The following is a 6,554-nucleotide window of genomic DNA, read 5'->3' as shown; positions in this document are numbered from 1 at the left end:
CCTTCGAAGCGGTGGCCGCCGATCGGCAGCTCACCGGAGATGATTGGTCGTTCTCCATCGGCTTCGGACTGGAGAGCGTGCGCGACCGATCCGATAACAGTCTCGGCTGCGGTCGCCTGCATTTCGCCAGCTGGCGCAACGCCGTGTCCGAGGCGCTCGATAAAAAGCTTGCCGTCCGGATTGAGCATAATCTCGACGACCGTCGGATCTTCAAGGGCAATGCATAGGTGTTCGCCGAGTGCGTCCTGGAGTTTGCGGACAAGGCGAGAGTGCGACTGAAGCATGGGGAAGCTCGTCTCCTCGTTTGAGTGCAGGAGAAGACAGACCCCGGTGGCCGCGCGAAGTCCATGTGCAATTTTGCACCTCGCGAGTCGCCGCTGATTCCGTCAGTTTCGGCTCGAATCGAGAGCCGCGCGGATTTGCTGTCAGTGATATGTGCGCTTGACTCACAAGAAATGTAGACGGTCGAACACCCTCAAATTTGACCTAACATAAGGAATTGTCTGGCTTATCGAGCGATTCACGGGAAATGCGCAGAGTCGACTTAAGACTTTGTTAACTTTAAATTCCTTGTCGAGTGTGCGGAATCGGATGATAGTTGCGCAAATGATGGCTATGTGGCCATTTTTTCGAAAGTGTGACCACCAAGGAAATAGTTCGCAAAATGAGCCAGCTGCTGTTTAACCGTTTTGATCTTGAGATCGCCGAGCAGGGGTCAAAGATCTCCAGCGCTTTGCACATGCTGCGCAGCCAACAGTATCCGCCGGATGCTCGAAAGGGCTTGCGAAAGTTCCAGATTGGTGAAGTCGCAGATTTCATGGGCGTCACGCAAAGCCATCTTCGCCAGATCCATTCCGAAGGCAAAGGACCAGAGATCGAATCGGTGAGTGGTCGCCGCTACTATACGGCAGATCAAATGCTCGAACTGAGAGAGTATCTCGAGACCAACAAAAAATCAGACAAGCGATATTATCTTCCCAAGCGCCGGCAGGGCGAACCTCTGCAGGTCGTATCCGTCGTGAACTTTAAGGGTGGTAGCGGAAAGACAACGACGGCGGCCCACCTTGCCCAGTATCTCGCGCTAACCGGCCATCGAGTTCTTGCTGTCGACCTTGACCCACAAGCATCGCTAACATCCTTGTTTGGTATCCAGCCTGAGCTTGACGAAACTTCGTCGCTCTACGAAGCGTTGCGCTTCGATGATGAGCGCAAGCCGATCGCTGATGTCATCCAATCGACCAACATCCCTGGCCTCGATGTCGTACCCGCAAACCTGATTTTGCAGGAATACGAATACGACGTTCCACTCGCCATTTCTTCAAGGAAAGGAGATGAGGGGCGTCTCTTTCATATGCGGATCGTCAACGCCCTTAAGGACGTTGATGACCGATATGATGTGGTGGTCATCGATTGCCCACCTCAGCTCGGCTATCTGACGATCACTGCGCTGATGGCCTCAACCGGTATCCTGATCACTATCCACCCCCAGATGCTGGACGTCATGTCGATGAGCCAGTTCCTGATGATGCTCGGCGGTATAATGACGCCGGTTGCCGAAGCAGGCGCCGTGATCCGCGTGGAATGGTTTCGCTACTTGGTGACGCGGTTCGAGCCCACGGACATACCGCAGGCACAGATGGTCGGCTTCATGCAGTCGATGTTTGCTCAGCACATGCTTCGAAACCACGTGTTGAAGTCGACAGCAATCTCGGACGCCTCGATCAAAAAGCAGACCCTGTATGAGGTCGAGCGCGGCGATTTCGTCCGGTCGACATATGATCGCGCTATCGAAAGCCTAAATTCTGCAAACGGCGAGATCATGGAATTGATCCACAGTGCATGGGGGCGGAAATGACTACCTTGTCAGCCGTTTTTTTCTTTCGTTTTGTAAAGGGTAACAACGCCTTATCGAGGTCGACGCTGGATTGGGAGGCGAGCAATGTCGCGTGAAAACCCCTTCGCAAAGTTGGACCTTTCATCTCTCTCATCTAGCAAGGCTCCAACAAAGCCGGGCTATGCCATGACCGGTGCTGCGAAGACGGTTGTTCGGTCGATCGAAGATCTCGCGGAGAACACTAAAAAGCTGATGGAAGGCGAAGTGATCGTGGAGTTAGATCCGCAGTCGCTCGACGCTTCGTCGATCTCAGATCGTCTCTCGGATGACGGCGAGGAATACCAGGAGCTGAAGGAGGCGATCCAAGCATCTGGACAATCTACGCCGATCCTCGTGCGACCAAATTCTGATGGACAGCGCTACACCGTCGTTTTCGGCCACCGGCGGCTGAAAGTGGCCCGCGAACTCGGCATTCCGGTCAAGGCTGTTGTCAAAAAGCTCGACGATATCGCCTCGGCCATTGCCCAGGGACAGGAAAACTCGGCTCGCTCTAATCTGTCGTTCATCGAGCGTGCATACTTCGCGCAGAACTTGCTTGCCACCGGAATGACCAAGGATGTGGTGCGATCATCGCTCGCCATCGACGAAGCGATGCTGTCGAAAATGCTCGGCGTCGTTGAGGTTGTCCCTCCTCCGGTCATCAAAGCTCTTGGTGCCTCGAAGAAGATAGGCCGCGACAAGTGGCTGAGCCTCAGGCAGCTGGTTCTGGCCCCTGCCCTACTCCGCGCTTCGACAGATCGCGTCGGCACTGCTGAGTTTCTCGAACTTTCCGAGGACAGTCGGTTTGACGATCTCCACGATTACCTCAAGCGATATAAAGCCAAGTCGGATGCCAAGAAACCAAAGGCGTCGGCATCTGAGAAAGAGTGGGTATCGCGTGATAGCTCACTGAATTTTTCGATGAACGCCAAATCCAAGAAGGTTGCTATCGAGCTTTCGAATACAGAAGCCAAGCCATTTAGTGATTGGCTATCGAGCCGCATGGACCAGCTGTATGACGAATACAAACGGTCTAAACCTGACAGCAACGGAGATTAAACCGCAAAAGAAAAAGGCCCCCAAACGGTACCCCGTGGAAGCCTCTCTCGTTATCCTTAGCAAGATCGAGAATCGCATTTCCCGGAATCACAGTCAAGAGTCTATGGCACCGATTTGGTGAGCGGATTTCTTTTGCCTGACGAAAGGTGAGAGAAAAATGCAAACGGGACATGTGTCGACGCCCTTCGGGCGGCGATCGATGACGCTCGCTTTGGTAAAAGGGCAGCTTTCTATCGCAGAATCGAAAGCCGAGAAGCGTGCCGACAAATGGAAGGTCTTCCGTGATATCAGCGAGGCAAGGGAGCGCTTGGGCCTTCAGGACCGAGCCCTCGCTGTGCTCGATGCATTGCTGACGTTTTATCCGGATAACGAACTCAATACCGAGTGCGGCCTGGTCGTCTTTCCGTCGAACGCGCAGCTGTCGCTTCGCGCTCACGGTATGGCGGCGACGACGTTGCGTAGGCATTTGGCCGCGCTCGTCGAGATGGGCCTTATTCAGAGACGCGATAGTCCCAATGGGAAGCGCTACGCTCATCGAGATCGGGATGGTGAGATCGAGCAGGCATACGGTTTCGACTTGGCGCCATTGGCCGTTCGGTCGGCCGAATTCGCTCAGCTAGCCCAGGATGTAGTTGCTGAACGGATCCGTTTCCGGAGAGCCAAAGAAGCGCTGACCATCTGCCGGCGGGATGTCCGTAAGCTCATTACTGCCGCTATTGAGGAAGGCGCCAGCGGAGACTGGGAAGCCGTCGAAGATACGTATGTCGGGATTCTGGGGCGGCTTCCGCGCTATGCGACCCGCCAGCAGGTCGAGTCTACGCTCGACGAAATGGAGCTTCTTCGCGAAGAGGTGCTTAACCAGCTGGAAATCCAGTTGAAAGCCGAAAATACGGATGGCAATGCCATCCAAAATGGCCGCCACATACAGAATTCAAAACCCGAATCCATCTATGAACTTGAACCTCGCTCTAGAAACGAGCAGGGCGAAAAGTTTGAGCCAGAACCGGAAACAAAGGGCAGGGGCCAAGCTGGTGGGCAGAGCAATAGCGAGCGGATAAAGGCGTTCCCCCTGGGAATGGTGCTTCGCGCCTGCCCCCAGATCAACGATTACGGGCCTGGCGGCAAGATTGAACATTGGCGCGAGTTGATGGGCGCCGCTGTGGTCGTTCGTTCAATGCTCGGGGTCAGCCCATCTGCGTACGAGGAGGCGTGTGGAGCGATGGGGCCTGAGAATGCTGCGGTTGCCATGGCCTGCATCTTGGAAAGATCCAATATGATCAACTCGGCTGGTGGATACCTGCGCGACCTGACAAAGCGTTCGGAGCGTGGTGAGTTTTCGCTCGGCCCAATGTTGATGGCGCTATTGAAGGGCAACGATCGGCAGGACCTTCGCGTGAGTTAGCCGATGACAACTTCGCGAGGCGAGTCTGGCGCAATGAGCTAGATATTGTCAGCCGTTTTTTGGGGAGCTTTTGTGTGTTAAAACAAGCGATTAGAGAGTTTGAAGCGCCATCGAAGTTTCTTGCTTCACTGGCTTTGCCTTCAACGCGGATCGGAGAGAAGCGGAGAATAATGGGGTTTTGCGCTTGCACTGCTTATCGGATGGTCGCAAAGCCATGTTGAGAGCGCCACTATGGTCTCGAAACGATGTCGGCAAATTTTAATCGGAGATCAAAGGTCCAATCATGACTCGCCAGCTTTCCCTCTCTCGCGACCGGATTTCTGTGCTTCTGCTCGAAGGCATCAGCCAGAGCGCCGTGGACTGCTTTGCTGCATCTGGACACACCAATCTTGTTCATCTGCCGAAAGCGCTCGATGATAAGGACCTGAAAAGCCATATCGCCGATGCACATATCATCGGCATTCGTTCGCGAACGCAGCTCACTGAGGAGATTTTCGAATCTGCCAAGAAGCTGATTGCCGTCGGCTGTTTCTCCGTCGGCACGAACCAAGTTGATCTGGATGCGGCGCGCCGCCGCGGGATACCTGTCTTCAATGCGCCTTATTCGAACACCCGCTCGGTGGCGGAACTTGTGATCGGCGAGATCATCATGCTGACGCGGCAGATCTTTCCGCGATCGGCATCCGCACATCAGGGCGGATGGGAAAAGTCCGCTGTTGGCAGCCGCGAAGTGCGCGGGAAAACGCTCGGCATCGTCGGCTACGGCAATATCGGCTCACAGCTGAGCGCACTTGCGGAAAACATGGGCATGGTGGTGCGCTATTTTGATCTGTCCGACCGGCTGCGCCGGGGCAATTCGGAATCGATGGCGTCGCTAGGTGAGCTTCTGGAAATTTCGGATTATGTGACGATGCACGTTCCGGAGACGGCGTCGACCCACAACATGATCACAGAGACCGAACTGCGGCGCATGAAGAAGGGCGCTATATTCATCAACAATTCCCGTGGGACCGTGGTTGATCTAGACTCGCTCGCGAGGGTGCTGAAGGAAGGCCATCTGGCCGGTGCCGCTGTCGACGTGTTCCCGAAGGAGCCGGCATCGAACAAGGATCGTTTCGAAACGCCACTGCAGGGCTTGAGCAACGTCATTTTGACCCCACATATCGGCGGCTCCACCGAAGAGGCCCAGGAGCGCATTGGTGGCGAAGTCTCCAGAAAGCTGGTCGAATATTCCGATATCGGCTCGACGATGGGCGCCGTCAATTTCCCTCAGGTTCAGCTGCCCGAGCGCCCGAACGGCACACGTTTCATCCACGTCCACGAAAACCGCCCCGGCACGCTCATCAAGCTCAACGAGATCTTCTCCTCACGCGGGTTCAATATCGTCGCTGAGTTCCTGCAGACACACGGCGACACGGGCTATGTGGTGATCGAGGTCGATGGCGTGTCCGAGACGGCCGATGAAATCCTGCAGGCGCTGCGCGCGATACCGGGCACGATCAGAACGCGATTGCTCTACTGACGGATCGTGCGGTGGAGCAACAGGCTTGATTAATATCTCATGTGACAGGGGCGCGTGCGTGAGTTTGTTTCGAACGGGTGAGGGGGCGGGCGGTGACCTCGCCATCTACGCAATCGCCGACGGTGTTGTGAAAGCAGTCGTTCTACCTTCCGAGTGAGATTCCGCTTGATGATGCCGGCATTGGCTGCCCCCGTCATGTAGCCTGACCGCAGGCCGGGATTGGCAAGGCGGAGCGTATCGATCTACGCTCCGCCTTTCGTTCAGGCCTTTGCCTTGTTGGTCGCGCGGCGTGCCTTTACGCCCGATGCCAGCGTATCAAGTGTCTCGACGGTCGTCGGCCAGTCGATGCAGCCGTCGGTGACGCTCTGGCCGTAGACGAGCTGCTTTCCGGGAATCAGGTCCTGCCGGCCGCCGACAATGTTGCTCTCGACCATCGAGCCGATGATCGCATGGTTGCCGTCGGCGAGCTGCTGCGCGACGTCCTGCAGCACGGCGGGCTGGTTTTCCGGATTCTTGCGGCTGTTGGCGTGGCTGGCATCGATCATGATGCGCGGGTCGAGCTTGGCTTCGATGGAGGCAGCCATTGCTGCCGCAACGCTCTCGCGATCATAGTTCGGCTGCTTGCCGCCGCGCAGGATGATGTGGCCATCCTCGTTGCCACTCGTCGATGCGATCGCTGCGCGTCCGTCCTTCGTGAC

The 6,554-nt window shown here is 56.0% G+C and carries 4 protein-coding genes and 2 pseudogenes; 4 read left to right on the top strand and 2 right to left on the bottom strand.

All coding sequences use genetic code 11. The annotated features are described in order from the left end of the window. Positions 1–284: pseudogene (locus tag BSG20_RS34465) on the bottom strand (P-type conjugative transfer ATPase TrbB); the annotation flags it as partial. Positions 285–664: 380 nt separating this feature from the next. On the opposite strand from BSG20_RS34465, the gene repA reads away from it, so the two are divergent. From repA to serA, 4 genes are all read left to right on the top strand, one after another. Further along, a complete protein-coding gene (gene repA, locus BSG20_RS34460; RefSeq protein WP_072381375.1) occupies positions 665–1,855 on the top strand; it encodes a plasmid partitioning protein RepA in 1,191 nt (396 codons plus the stop codon). Between the two features lie 84 nt (positions 1,856–1,939). Further along, positions 1,940–2,932, top strand: a complete 993-nt coding sequence (gene repB, locus BSG20_RS34455) for a plasmid partitioning protein RepB (RefSeq protein ID WP_072381377.1) — start codon at positions 1,940–1,942, stop codon at positions 2,930–2,932. 157 nt (positions 2,933–3,089) lie between these two features. Then, positions 3,090–4,334, top strand: coding sequence for a plasmid replication protein RepC (repC, locus tag BSG20_RS34450; RefSeq protein ID WP_072381378.1), 1,245 nt, complete (start codon positions 3,090–3,092; stop codon positions 4,332–4,334). A 283-nt stretch (positions 4,335–4,617) separates the two neighbouring features. Continuing rightward, positions 4,618–5,856 (top strand): phosphoglycerate dehydrogenase, encoded by a 1,239-nt coding sequence (gene serA / locus BSG20_RS34445; protein WP_072381380.1) that lies wholly within the window; start codon positions 4,618–4,620, stop codon positions 5,854–5,856. A gap of 260 nt (positions 5,857–6,116) precedes the next feature. On the opposite strand, the pseudogene BSG20_RS34440 reads toward serA, so the two are convergent. Then, positions 6,117–6,554 (bottom strand): annotated as a pseudogene (locus tag BSG20_RS34440) (3-deoxy-7-phosphoheptulonate synthase); the annotation flags it as partial.

This window comes from Rhizobium tibeticum (genome assembly GCF_900110205.1).
Taxonomy (GTDB): domain Bacteria; phylum Pseudomonadota; class Alphaproteobacteria; order Rhizobiales; family Rhizobiaceae; genus Rhizobium; species Rhizobium tibeticum.
This window is presented reverse-complemented; position numbering and strand designations above follow the sequence as displayed.

Coding starts and splice junctions, on each gene's coding strand:
- repA (WP_072381375.1), top strand. CDS start 665: ATGAGCCAGCTGCTGTTTAACCGTTTTGATCTTGAGATCGCCGAGCAG.
- serA (WP_072381380.1), top strand. CDS start 4,618: ATGACTCGCCAGCTTTCCCTCTCTCGCGACCGGATTTCTGTGCTTCTG.
- repC (WP_072381378.1), top strand. CDS start 3,090: ATGCAAACGGGACATGTGTCGACGCCCTTCGGGCGGCGATCGATGACG.
- repB (WP_072381377.1), top strand. CDS start 1,940: ATGTCGCGTGAAAACCCCTTCGCAAAGTTGGACCTTTCATCTCTCTCA.